Origin of the sequence: Thiemannella venezuelensis, assembly GCF_014203605.1 — a bacterium.
Taxonomy (GTDB): Bacteria; Actinomycetota; Actinomycetes; order Streptosporangiales; family Streptosporangiaceae; genus Planomonospora_A; species Planomonospora_A venezuelensis.
In genome coordinates, this window is record NZ_JACHJJ010000001.1 from 584,134 (window position 1) to 610,015 (window position 25,882).

Consider the following 25,882-nt stretch of genomic DNA (forward strand, 5'->3'; position numbering starts at 1 on the left):
CCGGCAGGGCGCGGCCGCCCGCGTGCTACTGCCGCGTGATCTTCACGTCGTCCACCCCGGCCTCGACCAGCGAGGCGCCGGAGGCGTCGGCCGCCTCGATCAGGATCCGGACGCTCTGCCCGGCGAAGGAGGAGACGTCGACCTCGGCCGAGCCCCAGGAGCCGTCGCGGTCGGTGGCCGCGCCGAGCTGCTGGAACACCTGGGCCGTGGTCGAGCCGACGACCTTCACGCGCAGGAAGTCGGCGCTGGAGGAGTTGGAGCCGTGCGCCAGGTACCAGGAGAAGCCCAGCTTGAGCGTTCCGTCGCCGGGCAGGGTGACCGCCGGCGACCGGACGCTGGTGAGGCCGCCGTCGATGTCGTAGGCGCCCGCCGAGGAACCGGCCAGGCGGCCGGTGACCAGGTCGTTGACGCCGCTGACCGTGGTGCCGAGCTGCTTGGCCCCGCTGGAGGAGGTGGCCGCCGGGTCGCCGCGCTCCCACTGCCCGAGGGTGGCGGTGTCGGTGCCGCCCGGGTTCGCCGTCCAGCCGGTCGCCGTCTCGAAGGTGTCCTGCCAGACGACCGCCGGCGGGGTCGTGTTCGCGATCGTCCAGACCGCGTAGGCGATCGCGTCGGCGTTCCGGTCGAGCGCCGTGTCGTCGATGTTGGCCGTCGTGTCGCAGGACCGGTGGTAGCAGCGGTCGAACGCCTGCCCCGCCGTACCGCCCCAGAGGGAGGCCTGGGCGCTGGACTTGACGCCCTCCGCGCCGGTGAAGGTGCCGCCCGCGGGGATGCCGACGGCGATGAACGGGCCGTAGTCGGAGCGGCCGTCGAAGTCCGTGCCCCGCGTCGGCACGCCGATCGAGGTGAAGTAGTCCTGGAGCGTCCGCTCCAGCTGGGCGGAGCCCGCCGGGCCGGGGCCCGAGCCGGTGCCGTCGGAGTTGTCGCCGTCGTAGACGAAGTACCCGGGGTTGGGCGAGCCGACCATGTCGAAGTTCAGGTAGCCCTTGATCTTCGCGCGTTCGGCGGCCGGGAGGTTGTTGACGTAGTGCTGCGAGCCGCGCAGGCCCAGTTCCTCGGCGCCCCACCAGGCGAACCGCAGGTGCTTGACCGGGGTGAGCCCCTGGCGGGCGACCTCCAGCGCGGTCTCCAGGATGGCGGCGCTGCCGGAGCCGTTGTCGTTGATGCCCGGCCCGGCCGTGACGCTGTCCAGGTGGGCGCCGACCATGAGGACGTCGTTCGGGTCGCCGCCCGGCCAGTCGGCGATGACGTTGTAGCCGGTCGCGCCGTTGTAGGTGAACGACTGCAGGGTGGTGGTGAACCCGGCGCCGTCCAGCAGGCCCTTGACGTAGTTGGCCGAGGCCAGGTAGCCGGGGCGGCCGTGCGCGCGGTTGCCGCCGTTGGCGGTCGCTATCGCCTGGAACTGGGACAGGTGCGCCTTGACGTTCGCGAGCGGGATGTCCGGCGCGGCCGCCGCTGACGCGGCGGGTGCGGTGAATGTCAGGGGGATGGTCAGGATCACTGCCATGCCGATGGACCGGAGAATTCGCATGATGCTCCTCGGACCGGAGGTGGGGGGTCCCCCGAGCGGCGCGCGCCCCCGACGGGGACGCGCGCCGTACAGCGCGGTGGTGCGTCCGGATGACGGCCTGCTGCGCCTCATCCGGCTCGGCCGGGTTACCCGACCGTGTCTTACCTGGCCGTGTCTTACCGGGCCGTGTCTTACTTGGCCTCGTCGCCGTGCGAGTGCCGCGCCGGGGCGGCGGCGGAGGACTTCGCCAGGGCGGCGGCGTTGCGGTCGGGGATGTTGGACAGGTCGAAGGCGAAGTACGCCGACGAGTAGGCGACGGCCTTGGAGTTGCGCTCCAGCGCGGCGGCGCTGATGTTGGCGATGCCGTCGCACGCGGCGTGGTAGCAGGGGTCGAAGGCGACGCCTGCGGTGCCGCCGAACTTCGCGGCCTGCTCGGCCGTCTTGATGTCCTCGGCGCCGGTGAAGATGCCGCCGGAGGGGATGCCGTTGGCGATGAACGGGCCGTAGTCGGAGCGGCCGTCGAAGTCGGTGCCCTCGAACGGCAGGCCGCGCTTGGCGTAGAACTTCTCCAGTCGCTTCTCGATCTCGGCGGAGCCCGCCGGGCCGGGGCCCGCGCCCTCGGCGTCGGAGTCGTCACCGTCGTAGAGGAAGGTGGCGTCGTTCGGTGAGGCCACCATGTCGAAGTTCAGGTAGAGCCGGATCTTGTCCTTCTCCGCCTGGGAGAGCCCGGCCACGTACTGCTCGGAGCCGAGCAGGCCCAGCTCCTCGGCGCCCCAGAAGGCGAAGCGCAGCTTGTACTTGGTGGGCACGTAGGCCATCTTCAGCGCGGTCTCCAGGACGGCGGCGGTGCCGGAGCCGTTGTCGTTGATGCCGGGGCCCTCGGGCACGCTGTCCAGGTGGGCGCCGGACATCACGATCTCGCCGCTCCTGCCCCAGCGGGAGTCGGCGATGAGGTTCCTGGTCTGCCCGACCGTGGTCTTGGCGTCGACCTTCAGGCGCACCGTCGTGTTGGGGCTGTCGGCCAGGTCGAGGCCGACGGCGGTGCTGGCCATCACGATCGGGAAGCCGAAGCGCCACTCGACGATGTCGAACTCCAGCGGGTCGGTACGGCCCGGCTGGCCCTCGTTGAAGAAGATCACACCGGCCGCGCCCGCCTCCTTGGCGTTGGTGGCCTTGTCGACGAAGGGGCAGGTGCCGCGCTGGATCAGCGCGATGCGGCCGGGGACGAACCCGGCGAAGTCGGAGTCCTCGCAGCCCGCGGTGGAGGTGTTGGGGGTCGGCGCGGGCGGGATGACCGGGTCGACCACCTGGATCTGCGCGGTGACGTCACCCGCGCTGGAGGAGTGCACCGTGACGAAGTCGGCGGGGTTGGCGTAGGTCTTCGCCTCGGGGCTGACCTGCTGCAGGACCGACGGGGAGAACTCCTCCCACGAGATCGGGAACTCGACGTCCGTGGTCGAGGTCCGGTAGCCGGCCTTGCGCAGCTTGTCCTGGACGTAGGCGAGCGAGGCGTCGTATCCGGGGGTGCCCGCGGCGCGGTTGCCGCCGTTGGCGGTGGCGATCGCCTGGAACTGCTCCAGGTGCTTGTGGACGTTCTTGCCCTTCACCTTGTGGGCGATGGCGTTGGCCAGCACCTCGGGGACGTCGACCGCGGCCGCGCTCGCCGGCGGGGTGAAGGCGAGGGGGAGGGCGAGGGCCGTGGCGAGGGTGAGGCCTCGGACCACGCCGTGTCGGAATCTCAAGCGCATGAACGCTCCTCGGGAGGTGTTACATGGGGGGTCCCCATTCCGTACTAGGCGGAACGTACCGTTATCGACCATCTACGCCTAGAGGGGATCCGGGAGGTTCGCGAATAGTTATGGAGTTCGAGTGGCCGCAGCGGACGATGCATCGTGAAATCCGACCCTGACAGGGTTTTCTCAGGGGTGTTCCGGGAACGTGAGTCTCTTCGCCCCTCGTTCTACCGGGTGAGAAACGACAATCCGGGGAGACAAGACATGCACCGTTCGAGAAACCACAAGATGGTCGCCGGCGTCTGCGGCGGGATCGCGGAGAGCCTCGGCTGGTCGCCCACGGTCGTCCGGGCGCTCTGGCTGCTGCTCTCGCTGATCCCGGGACCGCTCTGGGTCGTCTACGTGCTGATGTGGATCTTCGTCCCGAAGGCCCCCGCGGTCCGGTACTGAAAATATGCTGGGGACATGAGGCAACGCCCCCTGTCCCTGATCACCGACGACCTGGTCGACTACGAGAAGGCCATGGACCGGATGGCCGAGCTGGTCGGCGAGCGGCAGCGCGACGAGCGGCCGGACACTCTCTGGCTGCTCAGCCACCCCCAGGTCTACACCGTCGGCCGGCGCACGCCGGAGCAGCACCTGCCCGACCCCTCCCACGGCATCCCCGTCGTGAGCACCGGGCGCGGCGGCCAGCTCACCTACCACGGCCCCGGCCAGCTGGTCGGCTACCTCGTCGTCAAGCTCGGCGAGGGGGAGGGGATCGTCGACTACGTGCGCGAGGTCGAGCTCCGGCTCGTCCGCGCCCTGGCCGCGCTGGGGGTCCCGGCCGAGCGCAGGGACACCCCGCCCGGCTCGGAGCTGCTCACCGGGGTGTGGACGACCGGGACCGACCGGAAGATCGTCTCGATCGGCATGCGCCAGAGCCGGAGCGTCACCAGCCACGGGTTCGCCCTCAACGTCGACGGCGACCTGGCCCCGTGGGACTGGGCGGTGCCCTGCGGCATGCCCGAGGTGGACATGACCTCGCTGGTCCGGGAGGCCTCCGCCGTACCGATGGAGCGGGTCAGGGCCGCGGTGGCGGAGGCCTTCGAGGCGGGCTGACCGGGTGGGCGGGCCGTGGGGGCCCGCCCGCCCCGGAGCGTCCGGCCGGGTCAGCCGACGGGCTTGGTCTCGTCCTCGGGGACCTCGTCGACCGTGCGGCGCGGCCCGGTGAACCAGTGCCGGGCCGACAGCGCCCACCACAGCCCGACGCCCAGGACCATGACGCCGACCACGATCGGCGCGTAGTTCACCGCCGTCCAGGTGAAGTCCGCGCTGAACGGCACCGCCTGCGGGACCAGCGGCATGATGAAGTAGACCGACACGATCACGATCTCGATGATCGCGATCCAGCACATCACCTTGTACTTCGAGCCGAGCGTCCACGGGCCGGGCTGGAAGCGGTCGCCCATCCGCAGCCGGAGCCAGATCGGGATCAGGAACGCGAGGTAGAGGCCGATGACCGCGACCGAGACGACCGCGTAGAACGCCAGCGGCAGCCCGTTCGGCGCCTCGTAGAGCGCGGGCAGGGTCAGGACCAGCGCGAGCACGCAGCCGAAGACGATCGCGTTGACCGGGGTCCGGTTCCGGTCCACCTTCGACCAGAGCCGCCAGCCGGGGATCGCGCCGTCCCGGGAGAAGGCGTAGGTCATCCGGGACATGGAGGTCACGCAGCTCATGCCGCAGAAGAACTGGCCGACCGTGGAGATCGCGAAGATCGCCGTGGCCAGGTTGCCGGGGAGCGCCGACTCGAAGATGGCGCCGACGAAGCCGCCCGCCGCGTTGACCGCCTCGACGTCCGTGGCCGCGAACAGGAAGGCCAGCAGCACGATCCAGCCGCCGATCGCGGAGTAGAAGATCGACTGCCAGAGGCCCCGGGCGGCGGCGGTGGAGGCGCCCTGGGTCTCCTCCGAGACGTGCGCGCACGCGTCGAAGCCGGTGATCGTGTACTGGGTCAGCAGGAAGCCGAGCGGCAGCACGTAGAACCAGTAGGACGAGTCGGAGAAGCCCGAGTTGTTGATCGTCTCGGTGAAGACGAACGACATCGACTGGTGCGAGTCCGGGCCGAAGACCAGGATGAGCACCACCGCGGCCGCGCCGAACACGTGCCAGTAGACGGAGACGTTCTGCAGGACCGAGATCAGCCGGTGGCTGTAGATGTTGATCAGCGCGTGCAGCACCAGGACGACCGCGAACAGGATGAACGTGTTGAGCAGCGAGATCTCGAACCCGGGGGCGAACCGGTTGATCGTGATGTTCATGAACGTCGCGCAGCCGTAGTCGACCGAGGCCGTGACCGCGATCAGGCCGATGAGGTTGAACCACCCGGTGAACCAGCCGTGGATCGGCCTGCCCATCTTCGCGGCCCACCAGTAGATGCCGCCCGCGGTCGGGTAGGCCGAGACCAGCTCCGACATGCACAGGCCGATGATCAGAATGAAGATCGAGATCAGCGGCCAGCCCCAGGAGATGGCGATCGGCCCGCCGTTGTTCCAGGCCTGGCCGAAGGTGGTGAAGCACCCGGCCAGGATCGAGATGATGGAGAAGGAGATGGCGAAGTTGGAGAAGCCGCTCCACGTGCGGGAGAGCTCCTGTTTGTAGCCGAGTTCGGCGAGTCGCCTCGCGTCCTCGTCCACCGGGGCCGGCTCGGTCATTCAAGCCTCCTTGCGTTCCTTGCGCTGTGCGGGGGGTGGAGCACCCGGGGCGCGCCCCGGACGTCGTCGATCAGCCGCCCGAACCCCGGGTCGTCCAGGTCCCGTACGGCCTGCGCGAACTTGTCGGCCGCCTCGGCCCCGTAGTCGAAGTCGGCGGCGGCCGCCTGCTCCCTCAGCAGTCCGTGGTGGACGGAGAACCAGAGGGTCCAGGTGAGGTTCGACATGATGAGGTTGAGCCGTACCCTGGCCTCCAGTCGTGGGCTGTCCTCGCCGAAATAGGCGCGGGCCAGTTGGCAGGTGAGACCGGGGTCGTAGTCCGCCTCGGCGGCGATGTCGCCCAGCTCGAAGGCGGGGTCGTTGTTCCCGGAGAGCTGGTAGTCGACGATCTTCACCTCCGCGCCGCAGCGGATGAGGTTCTCCGGGAGCAGGTCGTTGTGGCACGGCACGGCCGGCAGCGGGGCGGCGGCCAGCGCCCGTTCGATCTCGGTGGCGGCGGGCAGCCGGTCCTCGTACCCGGCGGGCATGCTCAGGCCGTGGGTGCGGCAGAGGGCGAGGAACTCCTCCAGTTTCCGGAAGATGGAGAAGTCGTTGACGAAGCGGGGCCCGGCGTGCAGGCGGCGGCAGGCCGCCGCGACCGGTCCCGGCAGGGCCCGTACGGCGTGCGCGTCCAGGGTCGTGCCGTCCAGGTACTCCAGCAGCAGCGCGCCGGGCATCCGGTGCAGGACCCGGGGGCCGATCCCGGCCTCGGCGGCCCGGAGGGTGTTGGCGATCTCCTGGTCGAGGGGGATGCCGAGCCCGGCGGCGCTGACGCGCGGGTCGAGGATCCGCAGCAGCCAGCGCCGCCCGTCGGCGGCGTCCATCCGGGAGATCCGGTGGCTGAGCCCGCCCTTGATGGGCGTCTCGGCGACCGGCTGCCCGGCCCATTCGCGGACGGCCCCGAGGGCGGCTTCGTGGACGGCTTCGTGGGCGGCGGTGCGGGCATCTGGCATGCCGGACTCCTTTGGCCTACCTTCAGACCATTGATCCGATTCTGCGGACGAGGCGTTACAGAGAGGTCCCGATCGTGAAACTTCCCGACTCCGCGCGGGCCGTCGTGATCGGCGGCGGAGTGGCCGGCTGCAGCGTCGCCTACCACCTGGCGAGGCTCGGCTGGGGCGAGGTGCTCCTGGTCGAGCGGCACGAGCTCACCGAGGGCACCACCTGGCACTCGGCCGGGTTCGTGGGCCAGCTCCGCTCCACCGTCACCCAGACCAAGATGATCATGTACTCGGCCGGGCTCTACCCCGAGCTGGCCGAGCTGACCGGCCTCGACCCGGGCTGGCGCGGCGTGGGCGGGCTCCGCCTGGCGACCACGCCCGAGCGGGTGGAGGAGTCGCTCCGCCTGGCCGGGGCCGCCGAGACCTACGGGCTGGACCTCTCGCTGCTCTCCGGCGCCGAGGCGGGGGAGATGTCGCCGCTGCTGGAGACGGCCGGCGTGCGGGCCGCGCTCTGGCTGCCGGGCGACGGCTGGCTCGACCCGGCGCTGCTGGCCAGGGCGCTGGCGGCCGGGGCGGAGAAGCTGGGCGTGCGGATCCGCACCGGGACCGAGGTGGTCGGCCTCGACGTCGAGGGCGGCCGGATCACGGGCGTGCGGCTGGCGGCCGGCGCGGGAGCGGAGCGGGCCGCGGAGGGAGGCCCCGGCGCGGGCCCTGCCGGGGCGGGGGGAGAGGGTTCCGGCCGGGAGGAGTGGACGGTCCGGGCCGACGTCGTCGTCATCGCCGCCGGGGCGGCCAGCGGGCGGGTCGGGCGGCTGGCGGGGGTGGACATCCCGGTCGTTCCGATCAAGCACCAGTACGTCGTCACCGAGCCTTTCGGGGTCCCCTCTTCCATGCCCACGGTCAGGGACCCGGACAACATCGTCTACTTCAGGGAGGAGGGCGGCGGGATCCTCGTCGGGGGGTACATCCGGACGCCCGAGGTCTGGGACACTCCCGCGCCGCTGGCCGAGCCGCGGACGCTCTTCCCCGCCGACATGCCGAAATTTCAGGAATCGTGGGACTCGGCGGTCCGGCGGGTCCCGGCGCTGGACCGCGCCGGGATCGCGAAGGTCGTGCACGGCCCCGAGGCGTTCACCCCGGACGGCGAGTTCCTGCTCGGCGAGACCGCGGTGCGCGGCCTGTGGGCGGCGGCCGGGTTCTGCGTGCACGGCCTGGCCGCGGCGGGCGGCGTGGGCAAGGTCATGGCCGAGTGGATCACGGACGGCTCCCCCGAGTACGACGTCTTCGGCATGGACCTGCGCCGCTTCGGCGGTCACGCCCGCTCCGCCGCCTGGGCCCGCGCCAGGGCGCTGGACTCCTACGCGAAGTACTACGACATCGTCTACCCGGGCGAGGAGCGCACCGCCGCCCGCCCGCTGCGCCGCTCTCCCGCGTGGATCCGGCACGCGGAGCTGGGCGCCGCCTTCGGCGAGAAGGCGGGCTGGGAGCGGGTCAACTGGTTCGAGAGCAACGCGGAGCCCGCCGGAGGGATCCGGCCGGAGGGGTGGGCGGGGCGGATCTGGTCGCCCGCCGTACGGGCCGAGTGCCTGGCCACGCGGGACGCGGCCGGACTGTTCGACCAGACCTCGTTCGCGAAGCTGGAGGTCTCCGGGCCCGGCGCCCTGGAGGGACTCCAGCGGGCCTGCGCCGGGCAGCTCGACCGGCCCGCCGGCTCGGTCGTCTACACCCAGTTGCTGAACGCGCGCGGTGGCGTCGAGGCCGACCTGACCGTCACCCGGCTGGCCGCCGACCGCTTCCGCCTGGTCACCGGGACCGCGTTCGGCGTGCACGACGCCGCCTGGCTGCGCGGCCACGGGCTGGAGGTCCGCGACGTCACCTCGGCGTACGCCTGCTACTGCCTCTGGGGACCTCGCGCCCTGGACATCCTCGGCGGGCTCTCGCCCGACGACCTGGCCTTCGGCTACATGAAGGCCAGGGAGATCAGCGTGGGAAACGTCCCGGTGCTGGCCCAGCGCGTCACGTTCGTCGGCGAGTTCGGCTGGGAGCTGTACTGCCCCGCCGAGTACGGCCTCACGCTCTGGGACGCGCTCATGGAGGCCGGCATGCCGTACGGCATGCGCCCGGCCGGGTACCGGGCCATCGACTCGATGCGCCTGGAGAAGGGCTACCGCGTCTGGGGCCTGGACGTCACCCCGGAGACCACCCCCCTGGAGGCGGGCCTGGGCTTCGCGGTGGCCGGGGACAAGGACTTCCTCGGCCGGGACGCGCTCACCGAGCCCTCCCGCAAGCTGTTCTGCCTGGTCCTCGACGACCCCCGCCAGGTCTGCCTGGGCGGCGAGCCGGTCCGGCTCGGCGGCGGGCCCGCCTCCCGGGTGACGAGCGGCGGGTACGGCCACCGCGTGGACCGCTCGATCGCCTACGCCTACCTGCCGGCGGAGACGGCTCCGGGCACCCGGGTCCAGGTCGGCGTCACAGGGGTCTGGACGGACGCCGCCGTGACGGCCGAACCCCTCTACGACCCGTCCGCCGAGCGGGTCAGGAGGCTCCCGGGCTGACCCCTCCGCCGTCCCGGCCGTCGTGGCGCGAGCGTTTCCTGGCCGACTGTGTTATTTTTTGGCCGTGCGGTCAGAAAAAAATTCGAGCGGCCAGGAAGGCCGGTCGTTCATCGAGACGGCCCGGCGGGCCCAGATCGTCGCGTGCGCGATCGAGGTGATCGCCGAGGTGGGCTACGCCCAGGCGTCGCTGGCGCTGATCGCGAAGCGGGCGGGGATCAGCAAGGGGGTGATCTCCTACCACTTCCGGGGCAAGGACGAGCTGATCCAGCAGGTGATGGAGGAGGCGTTCGCCCTCGGTGACGCCTTCGTCCGCTCCCGGGTCGAGGGGCGGACGACCGCCGCGGCCATGCTCCGGGCCTACCTCGAGGCGTCCGTCGAGTTCTACCGGACCCACCGGGCGCACATGATCGCCCTGCTCGACATCTGGTCCGCCTTCCGCCACGAGGACGGCAGGCCGCGGTTCGACGCGACCACCAACGAGCCGGAACTGGCCTCCGTCGAGGAGATCCTGCGCTTCGGGCAGCTCGCCGGGGAGTTCCGCGGGTTCTCCACCCGTGTGATGGCCGTCACGGTCAAGCAGGCGGTCGACGGCGCGCTCGTCCAGATGGCCGCCTATCCCGATCTCGACCTCGACCTCTACGTCCGCGAGCTCGTCGAGACCTTCACCATCGCGACCCGGAAGGAGCGGTGATGTCCCCCCGCCACGCCTCCCCGCCGCAGGAGCGTTCCGCCGGCCCCGCCGGGACCGGTCTGCGGCCCCCGCGGCACCCGGTGGACCGCAGGGCCGTCGGATGGTGGACCGGTCAGGCGCTGGTGCTCGTCGCCCCGCCGGTGCTGGTCCTGGTCCTCCTCGCCCTGCTGATCCCGCCCGCGCGGTTCTGGCTCCTGCTCCCGGCGGGGGCCATCGCCGCCCCCGGGCTGCTCTACACGCTGGTGATGCCCCGGTGGCGCTACCGGGTGCACCGCTGGGAGACCACGGAGGAGGCGGTCTACGCGGCCTCCGGGTGGCTCTGGCAGAAGTGGCGGGTCGCCCCGATGTCCAGGATCCAGACCGTGGACACGGTCAGGGGCCCGATCCAGCGGCTCTTCGGCCTGGCGGGGGTGACGGTGACCACCGCCTCGGCGGCCGGGGCCATCAAGATCAACGGCCTGGACCGCGCCCTCGCCGCCGATCTCGTCGAACGGCTCACCGCCCGCACCCAGGCGACCCCGGGGGACGCCACGTGAACCCGCACGGCTCCGTCCGCGCACCGTGGTCCAGGCCCGACCCGCGACTGCTCTGGCTGGACCTGGGCCGGGCGCTCGGGCCGGCGGTCCCCGTCGGGGTGACGGCGTTCGCCGCCCGCGACCGGCTGAACCTCCAGGCCGCCATCACGCTCGGCACGGTCCTCGCCGCCCTGGCCGCGATCGCGGTGGCCGGTCTGGTCCGCCATTCCACCACCCGCTACCGGGTCACCGCCGAGCGCGTGGAACTCCGCTCGGGGCTCGTCCTCCGGCGGCACCGCTCGGTCCCGCGCGACCGCGTGCGCAGCATCGACCTCACGGCGGACCCGCTCCGGCGGATCGCCGGGCTGGCCGCGGTCAGGATCGGCACCGGCCAGGGCGGCGAGGGCAAGGGGCTCGTCCTCGACGGGATCCGCCGGGAGGCGGCTCTCCTGCTGAGGGCGGAGCTGCTGGGCCGTACGGCTCCGGCCGGATCCGCCATCACGGAGCTGCGCCCCGCGTGGATCCGCTACGCCCTGCTGAGCAGCTGGTCGCTGCTCATCGGCCTCGCCCCGTTCGGCGTGTTCTTCCGGGTGCTGGACGCCGTCGGGGTGAGACCGGACGAGGTCGGCTTCCTGGGGGAGCTCTGGGCGCTCGTCGTCGCGACCCATCCGGCCGCGGTCGCCGCCGCCGCGGTCGCGGTCGTCCTGTCCATCGGCCTGGCCGGCACCCTCCTGCTCTACGTGGAGTCCTGGTGGGACTTCCGCCTGACCCGCGAACCCGACCGCACGCTCTCGGTACGGCGCGGCCTGCTGACCACGCGGTCGGTGTCGCTGGAGGAGCGGCGGCTGCACGGGGCCGAGCTGGCCGAGCCGCTGCCGCTGCGCTGGGGAGGCGGGGCCAGGGTGAGCGCCGTGGCCACCGGGCTCGGCGAGGGCGAGTCGGCCGTCCTGCTCCCGCCCGCCCCGCGTGCCGAGGCCCACCGGGTCGCCGCCGCCGTGCTCGCCGGGAGCGCCTCGCGACCGCCCGCCGGGGACGCCCCACCGGCCGGGGAGGCCGCGGCCGCGGAGAGCGCGGCTCCCGCCGGAGGCTCCGCGTCCGGGGAGGGGCCGCCGCCCACGCTCATGCCGCTGGCCGCCCATCCCCGCGCCGCCCTCCGCCGGCGGGTCGTCCTGGCGATCTGGCCGCCGGTGCTCCTGGCCCTCCTCCCGGCCGGGCTCGCCGCCTGGTGGAGCGGGTTCCCGGGGCTGCTCTGGACGGCCGGGGCCGTCCTGCTCCCCGCCGCCCTGCTCCTGGCCCGGGACGCCTACCGGAGCCTGGGGCACGGGCTCCACGGCCCCTACCTCGTCACCCGGTACGGCACCGCCCGGCGCAGGACCGTGGCGCTCCGCCGTACCGCGATCATCGGCTGGACGGTCGGCAGGTCGCCCTTCCAGCGCAGGTCGGGCCTGCTCACCCTCACCGCGACGACGGCGGCCGGCCGCGGAGCCTACGCGGTGCGGGACGTGTCCGTGGCCGAGGGGCTGGCCTTCGCCGAGGAGGCGGTCCCCGGCCTGCTGGCGCCCTTCGTCCGCTGACGCCGTCCGCCGATCCCCGGCGGGCGTGCGGCTCCGCGGCCCGAGGGGAGGAGCGGTCCGGCCGTCAGCCGCCGAAGGCGGCGACGGCGGCCTGGCAGAAGGCCTTGAGGTCGTCCGGCTTGCGGCTGCTGACCAGGGTGTTCGGGCCGCCGGTGCAGACCCTGACCTCCTCGTCGACCCAGGTGGCCCCGGCGTTGCGCAGGTCCGTGGCCACGCTCGGCCAGGACGTCATCGTGCGGCCGCGCACGGCGTCGGCCTCGATCAGGGTCCACGGGCCGTGGCAGATGACGGCGACCGGCTTGCCCGCGTCGAAGAAGTCCTTGGCGAACCGTACGGCCCGCTCCTGCGTGCGCAGGAAGTCGGGGTTGGCGACGCCGCCGGGCAGGACCAGGCCCGCGAAGTCCGCGGCGGAGACCTCGTCGACCGTGCCGTCCACGGTGAAGGTGTCGCCCCTGTCCAGGTGGTTGAACGCCTGCACGCTCCCCGGCTCGGTGGAGATCAGGCGGGGCGTGCCGCCCGCCTGCTCGACGGCCTTCCACGGTTCGGTGAGTTCGACCTGCTCGACGCCCTCCGGCGCGACGAGGAACGCGATCGCCTTGCCCTGAAGCATATTTCCCCCTACGGGATGCCTGCTGTCCGAATGCGGTCTGTCCGCATGCGGTCTGCCCGGGAGCGGGTGATCTATGTCGCAGATCCGCCGTATATACCCCCGGGGGGTTGCATGACGCGATGGGATGTGGCAGCCTGAGGACTGCGAAGATACCCCATAGGGGTATCAATGAGGGGAGGGAAGATGAACGGCGCAACCAAGGTGGGCGCGTACGTGCTCGGGCTGGCGGCGGTGTTCGGAGGGGCGCTGGGCGTCGGAAGGGCGGTCGGGCCGGTCGTGCCGGCGGAGGAGGCGAAGGCCGCGGCCTCCCACGGCGCGGGTCACGCCTCCGCGGGCCCGGCAGGGGGGAGCGGAGGCGTGGAGGGCCCGGCGGTCCCCGGCGGGCTCCAGGTCTCGGCGGCGGGATACACGCTGGTGCCCCGGACCGACCTCGTCGAGCCGGGCAAGGCCGTGGACTTCCGCTTCTCGGTGCTCGGACCCGACGGCCGGCCGGTGACCCGCTTCACCCCCCAGCACGAGAAGAGGCTGCACTTCATCGTGGTCCGCCGGGACCTGACCGGGTTCCAGCACCTGCACCCCGAGGAGGAGGGCGACGGGATCTGGTCGGTCCCGCTGACCCTGCCCGAGGCGGGCGAGTACCGGGCCTTCGCCGACTTCGCCCCGGAGGGGGCGGGCGGGATGACGCTCGGCATGGACCTGTCGGCCCCCGGCGACTACCGGCCCGCGCCGCTCGCCGCGCCGGTCCGCACCGCCGCCGTGGACGGCTACACGGTCGCCCTCGCCGGAGACCTGGCCCCCGGGCGGACGAGCAGGCTCACGCTCTCGGTGAGCAAGGACGGCAAGCCGGTCACCGACCTGGAGCCCTACCTCGGCGCCTACGGCCACCTGGTCGCGCTGCGCGACGGGGACCTGGCCTACCTGCACGTCCACCCGGACGGCGAGCCCGGCGACGGGCGGACCGCCTCCGGTCCCGGCATCACCTTCCACACCGAGGTGCCCAGCGCGGGGGCCTACCGCCTCTTCCTGGACTTCAAGCACGGCGGCACCGTGCGGACCGCGGAGTTCACCGCGACCGCGGGGGGAGCGACGGTCCTGCCCGGGGGAGGGGACGCCCCGGAGGCGGGCAGGGGCTCCGATCCGGAGGAGAAGGTCCCGGCGGATCCGTCCCCGGCGAAGTCGCACAACCCCGACGACCACACCCACTGACCAGGAAATACCCTACGGGGGTTGAGTGTTCGTCGCGGTGGAGGGCCGTCGGCCGCGTCCGCCGCGCGGAGCACCACCCGCCGGAACCCGTCCAGCGGGGCTCCCGGAGCCCCGGACGACCGACAGAGAGGCGAGAGCCATGACCGTCACCACCTACCGCGTCGAGGGCATGACCTGCGGCCACTGCGTCAGCTCGGTCACCGCCGAGGTGAGCAGGGTCGAGGGCGTGACCGCGGTGGAGGTCGACCTGACCGCCAAGCTGGTCACCGTGACCAGCGGCGCCCCGCTCGACGACGCCGCCGTGGGCGCCGCGGTGGACGAGGCCGGCTACGAGCTGGCAGGCAGGGCCGAGGCCCCGGCCGGGGCGGCCGGGACCGGCGCGTGCTGCGGCTCGGGCGGCTGCTCCTGAGCCCCGATTACCCCTCGCGGCTCCGGGCCGCGCACCATTGAGAGACGAACAACGGGAGAAGCGATGTCCACGACCACCACCAGGCCGCCCGCCGGCGGCGGCGAGATCGAGCTCGCCATCGGCGGTATGACGTGCGCCTCCTGCGCGAACCGGATCGAGCGCAAACTCAACAAGCTCGACGGCGTCACCGCGACCGTCAACTACGCCACCGAGAAGGCCAAGGTCGTCTACACCGGGGGCGTCGCCCCCGAGGACCTGGTCGCCGAGGTGGAGAAGGCCGGCTACACCGCAGAGCTGCCCGCCGCGGCGGAGGAGGCGGCGCAGGAGGACGGGCGCGACGAGCTCGCACCGCTCCGGCAGCGCCTGGTCACCGCCGTCGTGCTCTCGGTCCCGGTCATCGCGATGGCGATGATCCCGGCGCTGCAGTTCACCAACTGGCAGTGGCTCTCGCTGGCCCTGGCCGGACCGGTCGTCGTCTACGCCGGCCGGCCGTTCCACCAGGCCGCCTGGACCAACCTGCGGCACGGCACCGCGACCATGGACACCCTGGTCTCGCTGGGCACGCTCGCCGCGTTCGGCTGGTCGCTGTGGGCGCTGTTCTTCGGCACGGCCGGCACGCCCGGCATGACGCACGGCTTCGAGTTCACCCTCGCCCGGGGCGACGGGGCGGGCAACATCTACTTCGAGGCCGCGGCCGGAGTGACCGCCTTCATCCTGGCCGGACGCTACTTCGAGGCCCGCTCCAAGCGGCGGGCGGGCGCGGCGCTGCGCGCGCTGCTGTCGATGGGCGCCAAGGAGGTCACTCTGGCCTCCGGGGAGCTCGTCCCGGTCGGGCGTCTCAAGGCCGGCGACCGCTTCCTGGTCCGCCCCGGCGAGAAGATCGCCACCGACGGCGTGGTCGAGGAGGGCTCCTCGGCGGTGGACGCCTCGATGCTGACCGGCGAGTCCGTGCCGGTGGAGGTCCGCCCCGGCGACGCCGTGACCGGCGCGACCGTGAACGCCGGCGGGCGGCTCGTGGTCCGGGCCACCCGGGTCGGCGCCGACACCCAGCTCGCCCAGATGGCCCGGCTGGTGGAGGAGGCGCAGAACGGCAAGGCGCAGGTGCAGCGGCTGGCCGACCGGATCTCCGGGATCTTCGTGCCGATCGTGATCGCCCTGGCCCTGGCCACCCTCGGTTTCTGGCTCGGCACCGGCGACGGCACGGCCGCCGCCTTCACCGCCGCGGTCGCGGTGCTCATCATCGCCTGCCCCTGCGCGCTGGGCCTGGCCACCCCGACCGCGCTCATGGTCGGCACCGGCCGCGGCGCCCAGCTCGGCATCCTGATCAAGGGACCGGAGGTGCTGGAGTCCACCCGGAGGATCGACACGATCGTCCTGGACAAGACCGGCACCGTGACCTCCGGCACGATGACCCTCAAGGACGTCTTCACCGCCGACGGCGAAGACCGCCAGGAGGTGCTCCGGCTCGCCGGGGCGCTGGAGTCGGCCTCCGAGCACCCGATCGCCCGGGCGATCGCCCGGGCGGCCGGGTCGGACGCGAAGGTGGAGGACTTCGCCAACGCCGAGGGCCTGGGCGTGCAGGGGATCGTCGACGGCCACGCCGTGCTCGTCGGCCGCCCGCAACTGCTGGCCGAGTGGTCCCAGCACCTGTCCGCGGACCTGGAGCGCGAGTTCGCCCAGGCCCAGGCCCGGGGCGAGACCGCCGTCGCGGTCGGCTGGGACGGCGAGGCCCGCGCGGTGCTCACCGTCGCCGACGCGGTCAAGCCCACCTCGGCCGAGGCGATCGCCGCCCTGCGGAAGCTGGGCCTGCGCCCGGTCCTGCTGACCGGTGACAACGAGACGGTGGCCCGCCAGGTCGCCGCCGCGGTCGGCATCGAGGAGGTCGTCGCCGACGTCCTGCCGGCCGACAAGGTGGACGCGGTCAAGCGGCTGCAGGCCGGGGGCCGTACGGTCGCCATGGTCGGCGACGGGGTCAACGACGCCGCCGCACTCGCCCAGGCCGACCTCGGCATGGCGATGGGCACCGGCACGGACGTGGCGATCGAGGCCTCCGACCTGACCCTGGTCCGCGGCGACCTGCGGGTGGCCGCCGACGCGATCCGGCTGTCCCGCCGTACGCTCGGCACCATCAAGGGCAACCTGTTCTGGGCCTTCGCCTACAACGTGGCCGCCCTGCCGCTGGCGGCGACGGGCCTGCTCACCCCGATGATCGCGGGCGCCGCGATGGCGTTCTCCTCGGTCTTCGTGGTCGGCAACAGCCTCCGCCTGCGCCGCTTCGGGTAGGCCCCCGCGGACAGGCCCCCGCACCGCCCGGTGCGAGGGCCCGCGACGAGGCTCCGGATCCCGCGGACGAATCCCCGGGATCCGGGGCCTCACGCTGTCCGGGTGCGCTCCACCCCGCCTCTGGCCAGGAGCCAGACCATGAACACGACCTCGCCCACGAAGGTGAACACGGCCGCGCCGAGTGAGAGGTCCGGGACGAGGAGCGCGCCGAGGCTGTCCACGAGGTAGCCGAGCCCCGCGATCGCGAGGAGGACGCCCAGCGGCCTGGGGACATGACCCGACCGGTATGCCAGGTACCCCAGGAGCACCAGGTGGAGGCCGAAGAGGCTCAGGCCGGCGTCCCAGATCTCGTGGAAGGCGTCGATCTTCATCAGCGCCTCGGCGTGCAAGCGGTCCGCGGTGTCCGCCCGCGGGTGCCCGGCGGCGTCGAGGAGGGGCGGCACTCCGGCGAGCTGGGCGATCGCGACGGTGAACACCCCCGCGTACACCGCCCTGAGCCAGGCGGCGAGAGTGGCGACGCCTTCGTGGACCGGCCTGAAGAAGACCATGAGCGCCCAGGCCGCGATCACGTCGAGGATGGCGACGAGGAGGAGGCCGGCCACGCCGTAGCGGAAGAGCCCTTCCGACCCGCGTACGGCCTGCGCGGTCCTCTCCGCGTCTCCCTCGGTGACGAGGTTCTCCACGACGCCGAAATTGGCGAGGCCCGCCAGGACGGCCATCGCCACGAGGGCGATCCCCGCGACCAGGGCGACCCCCCGAACGGGCTGGTCCGTTGTCCTCGACATGGTCATGTTCTCTCCCCTGGGTGATCGCGGGGCGGCGGCATCGGGCGCAGGGCGACGGGTGTCATGGCTGCCGGACCCGGGATGTACAGAATGTTTGACATTGACCAATGTAGTGAATCCTTGACGTCATGTCTACGATTTTTTACATCACTCGTCCTGCCGTACGACGGCGCGGTCATGCGGCCGCTCCCGGGCCTCCGGGAGCGGGAGGGCGGGTCGCGGCGGAGGCCGTCCTGCGAGACCCCGTCAGGCGGGGACGCGGGATCCGGCCGTACGGGCGGCCAGGCGGTGCAGGGCGACGAGGCCGTAGCCGAGGGCGGCGAAGAAGGCGGTGAGGACGACGGCCTGGAGGGCGACCCCGTCGTAGCCGAGCCTGTCCACGTCCAGGAACGGGTACGGGTAGCGGCGCTCGGTGCCGGGGTCGAGCAGGGCGCCGCGGATCAGCGCGAAGACCAGGTAGAGGCCGGGGTAGGCCAGCCAGGTGAGGGGGACGGTCCACGCCGGGCGCAGGGCGCGGTCGAACAGCAGCCAGTCGGCGACGGCCATGACCGGCGTCACGTAGTGCAGGAGCAGGTTTCCCATGTCGAGCACGTCGTCGCCGCGGCCGTCGGGGAGCATGCCGAGCGGGCTGGCGCCGTGCATCAGGACGAAGTGGAAGACCAGGCCGGTGATCGAGATGAAGAGGGTGACCGCGCCCTTGAGGACCGCCGAGGGGACCCCGCGCCAGAGCAGCCAGGCGTAGTAGGCCACCAGCATGACGTTGCTCTGCACGGTGAAGTAGACGGGCGGGCCGAGCGGGTCGGCCGCGGGCCACCAGGTGCAGACGAGCCCCGCCAGGCCCGCGACGACCAGCACGATCCGATACGCGTTCGTCCCGTTCACGCGCACACCATACTGGCCGGTAATGCATTGAACGGACAGAAGGGGCACCGGGTCGCCGGCCCCGAGGGGGACCCCGGCCGGGCGGGTCAGGCGGACAGGTGCGCGCGGGCCTCGTCGTTGAGACGGGCGACCGCGGCCCGCAGGCGGGCGGGGTCGGGGCCCTCGGCGAGGACGGCCCGGGAGACCGAGGGCAGCACGTCGCGCCGGGCCGCGGCGAACAGGCGGGCGGCGTCGGCGAAGGTGGCGCCCTGAGCGCCCACGCCGGGGGCGAGGATCGGGCCGCCCAGGCGCTCCACCGGGTAGCCGGGATCGTCCAGGGTGGCGCCGAGCACCACGCCGAACGAGCCCAGCGGCTCGGCCCCGCGGTTCAGCCCGGCGACGTGGTCCATGATCGCGGCGGCCACGGTCCGCCCGCCGGGGACGGTCGCGAGCTGCACCTCACCCGCCTCCGGGTTGGAGGTCCTGGCCAGCACGAACAGGCCCGCGCCGTGCGCCAGAGCCGTGTCGATCATCGGCTGGAGCGAGCCGAAGCCCAGGTAGGGGCTGACCGTGACGGCGTCGGCCGCCAGAGGGCTGCCCGGGTCGAGGTACGCCTGCGCGTAGGCGGCGGTGGTACTGCCGATGTCACCCCGCTTGGCGTCCATGACCACCAGTGCGCCCGCGGCCCGCGCGTCCGCGACCACCGCCTCCAGTACGGCGACGCCCCGGCTGCCGAACCGCTCGAAGAACGCCGACTGCGGCTTGACGGCCGCGGCCAGGCCCGCCACCGCTTCGGTCGCCGAGCGGGCGAACTTCTCCAGCCCGCCGGGGGAGTCGTCCAGACCCCACGCGCGCAGCAGCGCCGTACTCGGATCGATCCCCACGCACAGCGGGCCCCGGCTGTCGATGCGCGACCGCAGCCGCTCTCCAAATGACGTCACGACACACCAGGATGCCAGGGGCGGGCCAGGCGGCGACGCCCCGGGGGCGTGCCGGCGGGCACGGCCGGATCGCGGCGTTCCGAGGCGTTTCGAGGACCCGCCGGTGAGGGGCCGGTCAGTTCACGACGTCGAGGGGCGGCCTGCCGCCGAGGTGCTCGGACACGTTCTGCACGGCCGCGAGGGCGATGCGGACCACGGCCTCCCGGGTCACCCCTCCGGCGTGCGGGGAGAGCACGACGTTCGGGGCCTTCAGCAGCCGGAAGCCGGCGCCGGGGGGCTCCGGGTCGTAGACGTCGAGCCCGGCTCCGGCCAGGCGGCCCCGCTCCAGGGCGTCGGCGAGGGCGTCCTGGTCGACCATCGCGCCCCGGGCGGTGTTCACGACGAACGCGGTCGGCTTGAGCAGGGCCAGCCGGGCGGCGTCGAGCAGGTTCCGGGTGGAGTCGTTGAGCGAGGCGTGCAGGGTGACGTAGTCGGAGACGCGCAGCAGCTCCTCCAGCGGGAGCCGGCGCGCGCCCAGGCGCTCCTCGACCTCCGGAGCGGCGGGGGTGCGGGAGGCGTACACCACGGTCATGCCGAACGCGGCGGCCCGGCGGGCCACCTCCCGGCCGATCGTCCCCAGGCCGACGACGCCGAGGGTCTTGCCGGAGAGCTCGGTCAGCGAGCCGCGCAGCCGGGGCAGCGCCCACTCGCCTCCCGCGAGGGCGTTGTGGGCCGGGACGACCTGCTTGGCCAGGGCGAGCATGAGCGCGAACGCCTGCTCGGCGACGCTGTGCACCTCGGCACCGCTGGAGCCGATGGTGCACACCGGCACGCCGCGCCGCGCGGCCGCCTCCGTGTCGACGTGCTCGTAGCCGTGGCTGGAGCACTGGACCAGCTCCAGGGCTCCGGCGGCGTCCAGGTGCCCGGCGGTGACGGGGACCAGGGCGGTGAGGACGACGTGGGCCTCGCGCAGCGCCTCCGGATCCTCGTCGAGGCTCTCCACCACGGTGACCTTCGCCTGTCCGGGGAAGAGGGTGCCGAGCGCGGAGCCGGCCCGGCGGCCGCCGACATGGGGCGCGACGGCGACCAGAACGTTCTTGAGCGGCATAGGGGGGCTTTCTGCTGGTCGGGGGGTTGCTACGGTGCTTCGCCGGGACCGCCCGCGGCGCTTCCGGCCGGAGCGGGGGCGGAGATGGTGACGGTGGCCGGGGCCGGGACGGCGGCCGGGGCGGAGAAGGTGACGGACCGCAGGGCGGCGCCGAGGTCCGCGGCGGTGACCGATCTCCGGACGGCGCCGAGGTCCGGGGCGGTCACGGACCTCCGGACGGCGCCGAGGTCGGGGACGGTCCAGCGGACGGGGACGTCGCAGGCCCCGGGCGGCCCGGCGGGCCGGGCGGCCCGGGCGCGGTCGACCCAGCAGAAGTCCACGCCGGCCTCCCTCGCGCAGCCGCCGTCGCTCGCCGGGGAGTCGCCGACCATCAGGGCGGCGTCGGGTTTGGCCCCCAGGAGGGAGAGGGTGTGGTGGAGCAGCGCGCCGTCCGGCTTGCGCAGGCCGACCTCGGGCGCGATCACGACGTGCTCGAAGAACCTCCCGATGCGCGTGCGGCGGAGCTTGACCCGCTGCACGTCCGCGATGCCGTCGGTCACCAGGGCCAGCCGGAAGTACCGGGAGAGCCGCCGCAGGGCGCGGTTCGCCTCCGGGAACAGGACGGTGTTGCGGCCCAGGGCTTCTTCGAACGCGGCGGCCACCGCCGGTCCGGCGCCCAGCCGGGCCCAGCGCTCCACCCGCAGCTCGGCCAGGTCGATGCGGCGCTCGCGGTAGGCGGTCCAGAGGGGCTCGTTGGCCGCGTGGAAGTCGCGCAGGAAGGCTCTCAGCTCACCCCGGAAGAACCGGCGGTGGACCTCACGAAGCGCACCGCCCTCGGTCCGGGCGTAGTCGACCACGGTCCCGTCCAGATCGACCAGCAGGACCCGGTAACGACTCTCCCTCGCCGAGCTCATCGTGCTCCGACAGCCGGAGGATCTCGTCCACTTTCTCCACGTCCACGGCGTAGATGTGGGGAACGTCGACGAACACCCTCATTGACCCAATGCCCACCCCGAGATCGTCCGCGACCTCGCACTGGATACTACGCAGCGGGACGTAGTTCAGGTAGCAGGTGAAGGCGTTCTGCGAGCGGAATGTCGCGGTCATCGTCAGCCGGCCCTCGCGGAGCCGGAAGGCGAGGCCGGTCAGGCAGGGCACCGCGTCCGGCCGCTCGCCGGGCACGGTCAGCGAGATCCAGCCGCTCTTGCTGTACGGCTTCGCGCGCAGCACGTCGGTGACCCAGCGGAGCTGGTCCACCTCCAGCAGCCCGCGGAGCCTGCCGCCGTAGCTGTACTTGAACGGCGGCACGACCGCGAGCTCGCTGAACTTGCTGGAGTACAGCGAGATCTTCCCGGGGTCGCCGTGGGCCTCCAGGACCGGGTCGTCCCAGCCGAGCTCGTCGATCTCGAACAGCACGGCCGGGGCCTCGGTGACCGGTCCCCGGTCGTCGTCGGCGGGCCTGCCGTACTCCCTCACGTAGCGCATGAGCCAAATCCAGGTCTCCCCACAGGACGTGAATCGGAGGAGGTCTGCCATCAAGTCTCCACGTTGGGGAAATGGAACGGGTTCTGCGGGAGTCTGCGCTGGCGCGAGACGTTGGCCCGCACGTAGTAGACGGAGTAGTGGATCGAGGCGATCAGACCGATGATCACCATGAGGACGGCCGGGTTGGGCTCCGCCCGGAACAGGCCCAGCGTGCCGACCGCGATGTAGGCGCTGTTCACCAGCGAGAGCATCATCACGTTGATGCCGGGCCAGGCGAGCGGCGCGTAGGTCTCCGGATAGCGCGGGTCCACCGGGAGGTTCGGGGACCAGCCGAGGGCGGAGAAGTGGTCCTTGAGCTGGACCACGTAGAGCAGCCGGAAGTTGTTGAGCGCCCGGGCGGTGCGCATGTGCGCGTTGACCGCCTCGATCAGCCGCAGGAACGGCAGCACGCTGAGCAGTCCGAAGGCGACGACCATCGCGAACAGGTACTCCGGGATCATCTCCCACGAGGTGAGCGCCACCGGGTCGATCACCTGCGTGCTGGCCAGGGCGATGGCGGCGGCGAAGGGAGCGGCGAGCAGGCTCATGGAGAGCCTGGTCATCTTGAGGCGCTCGTCCTTGGCGGAGAGGTAGACGTTGTAGGTCCCGGTGAAGTCCGCGGTCACCAGTTGGAGGAATTCCTTGGAGTCCACGGGCAGGTTGTCGAGTCTCTCGGGCAGCGACTCCGCGCTCATTCGCGGCAGCATCTTCTTCATCGGGGGCCCAGCCTCGCGGGTTGGCGAACTTTCCCAGTAAGAAAATTTTGACGCACTTGTCAGCGCGACGCGCGGATTTTACCGAGTTATCTTGGATAACTTTGCCAAGCTCAGAGCCTCTATAGGGAGGTTCTGCCAAGAATGAGGATCTTTCACAAAGGGAGAAGGCCGTGGCCCTCTTCCGTGCGCGCCGGACGGCCGTGCGGCCGTACGGGCTCAGGACCCCCCGGTGCCCGTCGTGCGGCGGTAGAGCAGCCAGAGCTTGAGCTTGGCCGCGGCGAGGAAGCTCCACAGGGCCAGCCAGAGCAGGATCGCCGCGGCCCTGCCGGCGTCCCGGGCCGCGTCGCCGTGCGAGAAGGTGGCGAACGCGCTGACGAGAACGGACAGGAAGGCTCCCGCGGGGAGGTAGAAGAGCACCAGCTTGGCGGCGGTCCAGATGGTCGGCCGCGGGCCGTACAGCCGCTCCAGCCGCGCGACCGGGCTCTCCGGCCCGGCCGGGCCGCGCGGCCGGGCGCCGGGGCCGCCCCCCGCGCGGTGCGGCGGCGCGCTCCCGCCCGGGTGCCCCGTCCCGCCCGGGTGCCCCGCCCCGCCCGGATGCTCCGTCCCGCCCGGATGCTCCGCCCCGTCCCCCGTCGCATGGCCGTGCCCGGCTCCGCCCGGGTGCCCCGCCGCCGCCCCGGCCCCGGCCCCGCCGGCCCCGGCCCGCCCGGCGTCGTAGCGCAGGCGGCGCCCGGGGTCGGAGAGCAGCCCGTACGCGCTCGCTATCTCCATGAACGCCGCCTGGCCCTGCGGGTTCTTGTCCGGGTGGTACCGGCGGGCGAGCCGCCGGTACGCCTGCCGGAGGTCCTCTGGGGTGGCGTCGGGCGGGACACCGAGCACCTGGTACGGATCTCTCCCTTGAAGATCGTTTACGCCCATGTGGCATCCGTCCGCGCGAAGATCTCGGGGTGTGCCATTCTGGCACGCGATCAGACGGATGAACCGTCCCGGCGTGATGGTCCTGATGTGATGTTTTATCCGGACATGCGGAAGCGCATCACGGGGTCGCGCGGTCCGCCGCCCTGCGGGCGCGCCCGCCGTACCCCAGCGCGAGCGCGAGGAGCAGGTACGGCACGGCGAACAGGGCGAAGACCACGCCGTGCCCGGCGAACGCCGAGGCGGCCGCGTAGCCGCCGTAGACCAGGACCGTCGCCAGGTCCGTGCCCAGGTTCGCCATGGAGGTCACCGTCGCCCGGCTCGGTCCCGTGATCCTCTCCTGGAGCCGGGCGTCCACGACGATGCTCGCCAGCTGGAAGACGCAGAAGGCCGCCGAGACCAGGACCAGCCCCGCCGGGTGCCCGCCGATGGTCCCGGAGGCCAGGGAGAGCGCGGCGAACGCGAGGGCCCCGGCGAGCGCCCCGGTGCTCAGGCGCCGCCCGGCCGGGGCGAGGAGGCCTCCGGCCGTCACCCCCGCCCAGACCAGCAGCACCCACAGGGGCACGGCCTGCGCCGGGACGCCGGTCTCCGCCACGAGCAGGGCGACGTACTCCTCCAGGGCACCCCAGACGGCCGTCACGGCGGGGATGAGCAGCAGCGCGCGCCGCACGGCGCGGTCGTCGCGGGCCGCGGCGAGCCCGGACCGCAGGATCGCGGCGTACCCGCCGTACCCGCCGTCTCCGCTGTCCCCGTCGGTTCCGCTCCCGTCACCGCCGCGCCCGCCCGCCCCGCCGTCCCCGGCCGGGTCCTGCGAGGTCCGCGAGCGGTGCTCGGGAAGGAGCGCCCCGGCGGCCGCGCAGAGCAGGCAGGCCAGCACGCTCGCCGCGCCCAGCGCCGGGTAGCCGCCGGCGGCGAACACCGGCCCCGCGGTCGCGGTGGCCACCGCGACCCCGCAGAGGCCGGCCACCTCGGCGCGGCCGATCACCCGGGCGTACCGGTCGGCCTCGCCCAGCCGGTCGAGCTCCTCGTAGGCGAGCGCCTCGAAGGCGCCCGAGCTCATCGCCCCGCGCACCCCCCACAGGACGAACCCGAGGGCGAACGCCCAGTAGGAGGGGGTCGCGACCCACAGGGCGTATCCGGCGGCCGCGGGGAGGGGGGCCAGGCAGAGCAGGAGCCGCCGCGAGACCGCGTCGGCCCAGACGCCGGAGGGGACCTCCAGCACGATGCCGGTCACCGACCAGATGACGAAGAGCGAGGAGATCTCGGCGACGGACAGCCCGGTCTCGGCGAACAGCAGCGCGTACACCGGGTAGAGCAGGATGAGGTCGTCGAGGAACGTGTAGACGTAGAGCGTCGCTGCCAGCCGCTTCGCGCGCACGCCGGGCGCGCGTGAGGAATGAATGATCATGAGGTCTTTCCGTGGGGACGATTCGGACTCCGGGCGGCAGGCGTCCCGGGTGGTCCGCGGCATCGTGTCCCGCGCCGACCTCTAGGCGTTCATCAATGTCGGTGTCTCATGGTGCCGAGTCTAGGCCGCCGCGCTCGGGGAGGACAGGACTTTTCGGGCGCCGGGCGGCGGGACGGCGCGCTCCCCCGGCGGGTGGCGGCGTTTCGTGACGCCGGTTCCGGTTCATCAATGAATGTCCTGGGTGCACCGTACGATGGGCCACCGTGGACATCTACACGTCGGTCGTCTCGTTCGCCCTCGTCGTCGGACTGCTGACCCTCACCCCCGGTCTCGACACCGCGCTCATCCTGCGCACGTCGATGCTCTCCGGCAGGCGGTCCGCCTGGGGCGTGGTCCTCGGCATCCAGGCCGGGACCCTCGGCTGGGGGGCGATGACCGCGGCGGGCGTCTCGACCCTGCTGGCGACCTCCCGGCTCGCCTACGACGTCCTGCGCTGGGCGGGCGCCGCCTATCTGGTCTGGATGGGAGCCCGCATGCTCTGGGAGAGCCGCCGGGGCGGCGGCGCGGCGGCGGAGGCCCCCGCGGACCGGCCGGAGGGCGGAGGGTTCCTCACCGCCTTCCGGCGCGGCCTGCTCACCAACCTCCTCAACCCGAAGGTGGGCGTCTTCTACGTCGCGATGCTCCCGCAGTTCATGCCGGACGGCGTCCCCCACCTGCTGATGGGGGTGCTGCTGGCGGGCGTGCACGTGGTCGAGGGCCTGCTGTGGAGCGTGCTGCTCATCGGGTTCACCGTCCTGCTGCGCGGCTGGCTGCGAAGGTCCTCCGTCAAGCGCGCCCTGGACCGGCTGACCGGCGTCGTCGTGGTGGGCTTCGGCGTGCGGCTGGCCGTACAGGACTGAGGTCCCGGCCCGGG

23 protein-coding genes and 1 pseudogene are annotated in these 25,882 nt (G+C 72.8%); 10 read left to right on the forward strand and 14 right to left on the reverse strand.

The genetic code is table 11. The annotated features are described in order from the left end of the window. Positions 1–25: 25 nt before the first annotated feature. On the reverse strand, positions 26–1,528 hold the full coding sequence (locus FHS22_RS02940; RefSeq protein WP_184938089.1) for a M20/M25/M40 family metallo-hydrolase: 1,503 nt from the start codon (positions 1,526–1,528) through the stop codon (positions 26–28). Between the two features lie 170 nt (positions 1,529–1,698). Next, positions 1,699–3,255, reverse strand: coding sequence for a M28 family peptidase (locus FHS22_RS02945; protein WP_260407578.1), 1,557 nt, complete (start codon positions 3,253–3,255; stop codon positions 1,699–1,701). 249 nt (positions 3,256–3,504) lie between these two features. On the opposite strand from FHS22_RS02945, the gene FHS22_RS02950 reads away from it, so the two are divergent. Next, a complete protein-coding gene (locus tag FHS22_RS02950; protein WP_184938091.1) occupies positions 3,505–3,690 on the forward strand; it encodes a PspC domain-containing protein in 186 nt (61 codons plus the stop codon). Between the two features lie 15 nt (positions 3,691–3,705). Continuing rightward, complete coding sequence (gene lipB, locus FHS22_RS02955; RefSeq protein WP_184938093.1) at positions 3,706–4,341, forward strand: lipoyl(octanoyl) transferase LipB; 636 nt, start codon at positions 3,706–3,708, stop codon at positions 4,339–4,341. Between the two features lie 50 nt (positions 4,342–4,391). Here the strand turns inward: lipB and FHS22_RS02960 are convergent, their stop codons facing one another. Both FHS22_RS02960 and FHS22_RS02965 read right to left on the reverse strand, forming a co-directional pair. Further along, positions 4,392–5,933: an amino acid permease gene (locus FHS22_RS02960; protein ID WP_184938095.1), complete on the reverse strand. Its 1,542-nt coding sequence runs from the start codon at positions 5,931–5,933 to the stop codon at positions 4,392–4,394. Further along, positions 5,930–6,922 carry a phosphotransferase gene (locus FHS22_RS02965; RefSeq protein ID WP_184938097.1) on the reverse strand — a complete coding sequence of 331 codons (993 nt, stop codon included), beginning with the start codon at positions 6,920–6,922 and terminating at the stop codon, positions 5,930–5,932. Before FHS22_RS02965 ends, FHS22_RS02960 begins: the two co-directional genes overlap by 4 nt. Positions 6,923–6,996: 74 nt before the next feature. Between FHS22_RS02965 and FHS22_RS02970 the strand changes: the two genes are divergently transcribed. The 4 genes from FHS22_RS02970 (at position 6,997) to FHS22_RS02985 (ending at position 12,245) form a co-directional block, all read left to right on the forward strand. Then, a complete protein-coding gene (locus tag FHS22_RS02970) occupies positions 6,997–9,465 on the forward strand; it encodes a GcvT family protein (RefSeq protein ID WP_184938099.1) in 2,469 nt (822 codons plus the stop codon). Between the two features lie 64 nt (positions 9,466–9,529). Further along, positions 9,530–10,156, forward strand: a complete 627-nt coding sequence (locus FHS22_RS02975) for a TetR family transcriptional regulator (RefSeq protein WP_184938101.1) — start codon at positions 9,530–9,532, stop codon at positions 10,154–10,156. Further along, on the forward strand, positions 10,156–10,692 hold the full coding sequence (locus FHS22_RS02980; protein WP_184938103.1) for a PH domain-containing protein: 537 nt from the start codon (positions 10,156–10,158) through the stop codon (positions 10,690–10,692). The genes FHS22_RS02975 and FHS22_RS02980 overlap by 1 nt, the downstream gene beginning before the upstream one ends. After that, complete coding sequence (locus FHS22_RS02985; RefSeq protein WP_184938105.1) at positions 10,689–12,245, forward strand: PH domain-containing protein; 1,557 nt, start codon at positions 10,689–10,691, stop codon at positions 12,243–12,245. Before FHS22_RS02980 ends, FHS22_RS02985 begins: the two co-directional genes overlap by 4 nt. A 64-nt stretch (positions 12,246–12,309) precedes the next feature. Here the strand turns inward: FHS22_RS02985 and FHS22_RS02990 are convergent, their stop codons facing one another. Further along, a complete protein-coding gene (locus FHS22_RS02990; protein WP_184938107.1) occupies positions 12,310–12,855 on the reverse strand; it encodes a type 1 glutamine amidotransferase domain-containing protein in 546 nt (181 codons plus the stop codon). 183 nt (positions 12,856–13,038) lie between these two features. On the opposite strand from FHS22_RS02990, the gene FHS22_RS02995 reads away from it, so the two are divergent. The 3 genes and pseudogenes from FHS22_RS02995 to FHS22_RS03005 all read left to right on the forward strand — a co-directional run bounded on the left by FHS22_RS02995 (position 13,039) and on the right by FHS22_RS03005 (position 16,753). Further along, positions 13,039–14,061 (forward strand): hypothetical protein, encoded by a 1,023-nt coding sequence (locus FHS22_RS02995; protein WP_184938109.1) that lies wholly within the window; start codon positions 13,039–13,041, stop codon positions 14,059–14,061. A 139-nt stretch (positions 14,062–14,200) separates the two neighbouring features. Continuing rightward, positions 14,201–14,404: pseudogene (locus FHS22_RS03000) on the forward strand (heavy-metal-associated domain-containing protein); the annotation flags it as partial. Positions 14,405–14,533: 129 nt separating this feature from the next. Further along, positions 14,534–16,753 (forward strand): heavy metal translocating P-type ATPase, encoded by a 2,220-nt coding sequence (locus FHS22_RS03005; protein ID WP_184938111.1) that lies wholly within the window; start codon positions 14,534–14,536, stop codon positions 16,751–16,753. 89 nt (positions 16,754–16,842) lie between these two features. Here the strand turns inward: FHS22_RS03005 and FHS22_RS03010 are convergent, their stop codons facing one another. From FHS22_RS03010 to FHS22_RS03050, 9 genes are all read right to left on the reverse strand, one after another. Continuing rightward, complete coding sequence (locus tag FHS22_RS03010; protein WP_221473094.1) at positions 16,843–17,538, reverse strand: DUF4386 domain-containing protein; 696 nt, start codon at positions 17,536–17,538, stop codon at positions 16,843–16,845. Between the two features lie 246 nt (positions 17,539–17,784). After that, on the reverse strand, positions 17,785–18,420 hold the full coding sequence (locus FHS22_RS03015) for a Pr6Pr family membrane protein (protein WP_184938113.1): 636 nt from the start codon (positions 18,418–18,420) through the stop codon (positions 17,785–17,787). A gap of 86 nt (positions 18,421–18,506) precedes the next feature. Further along, on the reverse strand, positions 18,507–19,340 hold the full coding sequence (gene pyrF, locus FHS22_RS03020) for an orotidine-5'-phosphate decarboxylase (RefSeq protein WP_184938114.1): 834 nt from the start codon (positions 19,338–19,340) through the stop codon (positions 18,507–18,509). Positions 19,341–19,455: 115 nt separating this feature from the next. Continuing rightward, positions 19,456–20,427 (reverse strand): 2-hydroxyacid dehydrogenase, encoded by a 972-nt coding sequence (locus tag FHS22_RS03025; RefSeq protein WP_184938116.1) that lies wholly within the window; start codon positions 20,425–20,427, stop codon positions 19,456–19,458. Between the two features lie 29 nt (positions 20,428–20,456). Beyond that, positions 20,457–21,320, reverse strand: a complete 864-nt coding sequence (locus tag FHS22_RS03030) for an HAD-IA family hydrolase (RefSeq protein WP_184938118.1) — start codon at positions 21,318–21,320, stop codon at positions 20,457–20,459. Then, the gene (locus tag FHS22_RS03035; RefSeq protein ID WP_184938120.1) at positions 21,223–21,891 is read right to left on the reverse strand and encodes a thymidylate synthase; all 669 of its coding nucleotides are present in this window, start codon (positions 21,889–21,891) and stop codon (positions 21,223–21,225) included. Before FHS22_RS03035 ends, FHS22_RS03030 begins: the two co-directional genes overlap by 98 nt. Before the next feature lie 50 nt (positions 21,892–21,941). After that, positions 21,942–22,625 (reverse strand): hypothetical protein, encoded by a 684-nt coding sequence (locus tag FHS22_RS03040; RefSeq protein WP_184938122.1) that lies wholly within the window; start codon positions 22,623–22,625, stop codon positions 21,942–21,944. A 237-nt stretch (positions 22,626–22,862) separates the two neighbouring features. Then, the gene (locus tag FHS22_RS03045) at positions 22,863–23,525 is read right to left on the reverse strand and encodes a J domain-containing protein (protein WP_184938124.1); all 663 of its coding nucleotides are present in this window, start codon (positions 23,523–23,525) and stop codon (positions 22,863–22,865) included. Between the two features lie 157 nt (positions 23,526–23,682). After that, positions 23,683–24,969, reverse strand: a complete 1,287-nt coding sequence (locus tag FHS22_RS03050; protein ID WP_184938126.1) for an MFS transporter — start codon at positions 24,967–24,969, stop codon at positions 23,683–23,685. A 263-nt stretch (positions 24,970–25,232) separates the two neighbouring features. On the opposite strand from FHS22_RS03050, the gene FHS22_RS03055 reads away from it, so the two are divergent. Next, a complete protein-coding gene (locus tag FHS22_RS03055) occupies positions 25,233–25,868 on the forward strand; it encodes a LysE family translocator (RefSeq protein WP_184938128.1) in 636 nt (211 codons plus the stop codon). Positions 25,869–25,882 lie beyond the last annotated feature (14 nt).

Excerpts from the sequence above, each read along its gene's own strand:
- FHS22_RS02980 (WP_184938103.1), top strand. The coding sequence starts at position 10,156 with ATGTCCCCCCGCCACGCCTCCCCGCCGCAGGAGCGTTCCGCCGGCCCC.
- FHS22_RS02940 (WP_184938089.1), bottom strand. The coding sequence starts at position 1,528 with ATGCGAATTCTCCGGTCCATCGGCATGGCAGTGATCCTGACCATCCCC.
- FHS22_RS03050 (WP_184938126.1), bottom strand. The coding sequence starts at position 24,969 with ATGATCATTCATTCCTCACGCGCGCCCGGCGTGCGCGCGAAGCGGCTG.
- FHS22_RS02995 (WP_184938109.1), top strand. The coding sequence starts at position 13,039 with ATGAACGGCGCAACCAAGGTGGGCGCGTACGTGCTCGGGCTGGCGGCG.
- lipB (WP_184938093.1), top strand. The coding sequence starts at position 3,706 with ATGAGGCAACGCCCCCTGTCCCTGATCACCGACGACCTGGTCGACTAC.
- FHS22_RS03040 (WP_184938122.1), bottom strand. The coding sequence starts at position 22,625 with ATGAGCGCGGAGTCGCTGCCCGAGAGACTCGACAACCTGCCCGTGGAC.
- FHS22_RS02965 (WP_184938097.1), bottom strand. The coding sequence starts at position 6,922 with ATGCCAGATGCCCGCACCGCCGCCCACGAAGCCGTCCACGAAGCCGCC.
- FHS22_RS03005 (WP_184938111.1), top strand. The coding sequence starts at position 14,534 with ATGTCCACGACCACCACCAGGCCGCCCGCCGGCGGCGGCGAGATCGAG.
- FHS22_RS03025 (WP_184938116.1), bottom strand. The coding sequence starts at position 20,427 with ATGCCGCTCAAGAACGTTCTGGTCGCCGTCGCGCCCCATGTCGGCGGC.
- FHS22_RS03035 (WP_184938120.1), bottom strand. The coding sequence starts at position 21,891 with ATGCGCTACGTGAGGGAGTACGGCAGGCCCGCCGACGACGACCGGGGA.
- FHS22_RS02950 (WP_184938091.1), top strand. The coding sequence starts at position 3,505 with ATGCACCGTTCGAGAAACCACAAGATGGTCGCCGGCGTCTGCGGCGGG.
- FHS22_RS02960 (WP_184938095.1), bottom strand. The coding sequence starts at position 5,933 with ATGACCGAGCCGGCCCCGGTGGACGAGGACGCGAGGCGACTCGCCGAA.
- FHS22_RS03010 (WP_221473094.1), bottom strand. The coding sequence starts at position 17,538 with ATGTCGAGGACAACGGACCAGCCCGTTCGGGGGGTCGCCCTGGTCGCG.
- FHS22_RS02945 (WP_260407578.1), bottom strand. The coding sequence starts at position 3,255 with ATGCGCTTGAGATTCCGACACGGCGTGGTCCGAGGCCTCACCCTCGCC.
- FHS22_RS02990 (WP_184938107.1), bottom strand. The coding sequence starts at position 12,855 with ATGCTTCAGGGCAAGGCGATCGCGTTCCTCGTCGCGCCGGAGGGCGTC.
- FHS22_RS03030 (WP_184938118.1), bottom strand. The coding sequence starts at position 21,320 with ATGAGCTCGGCGAGGGAGAGTCGTTACCGGGTCCTGCTGGTCGATCTG.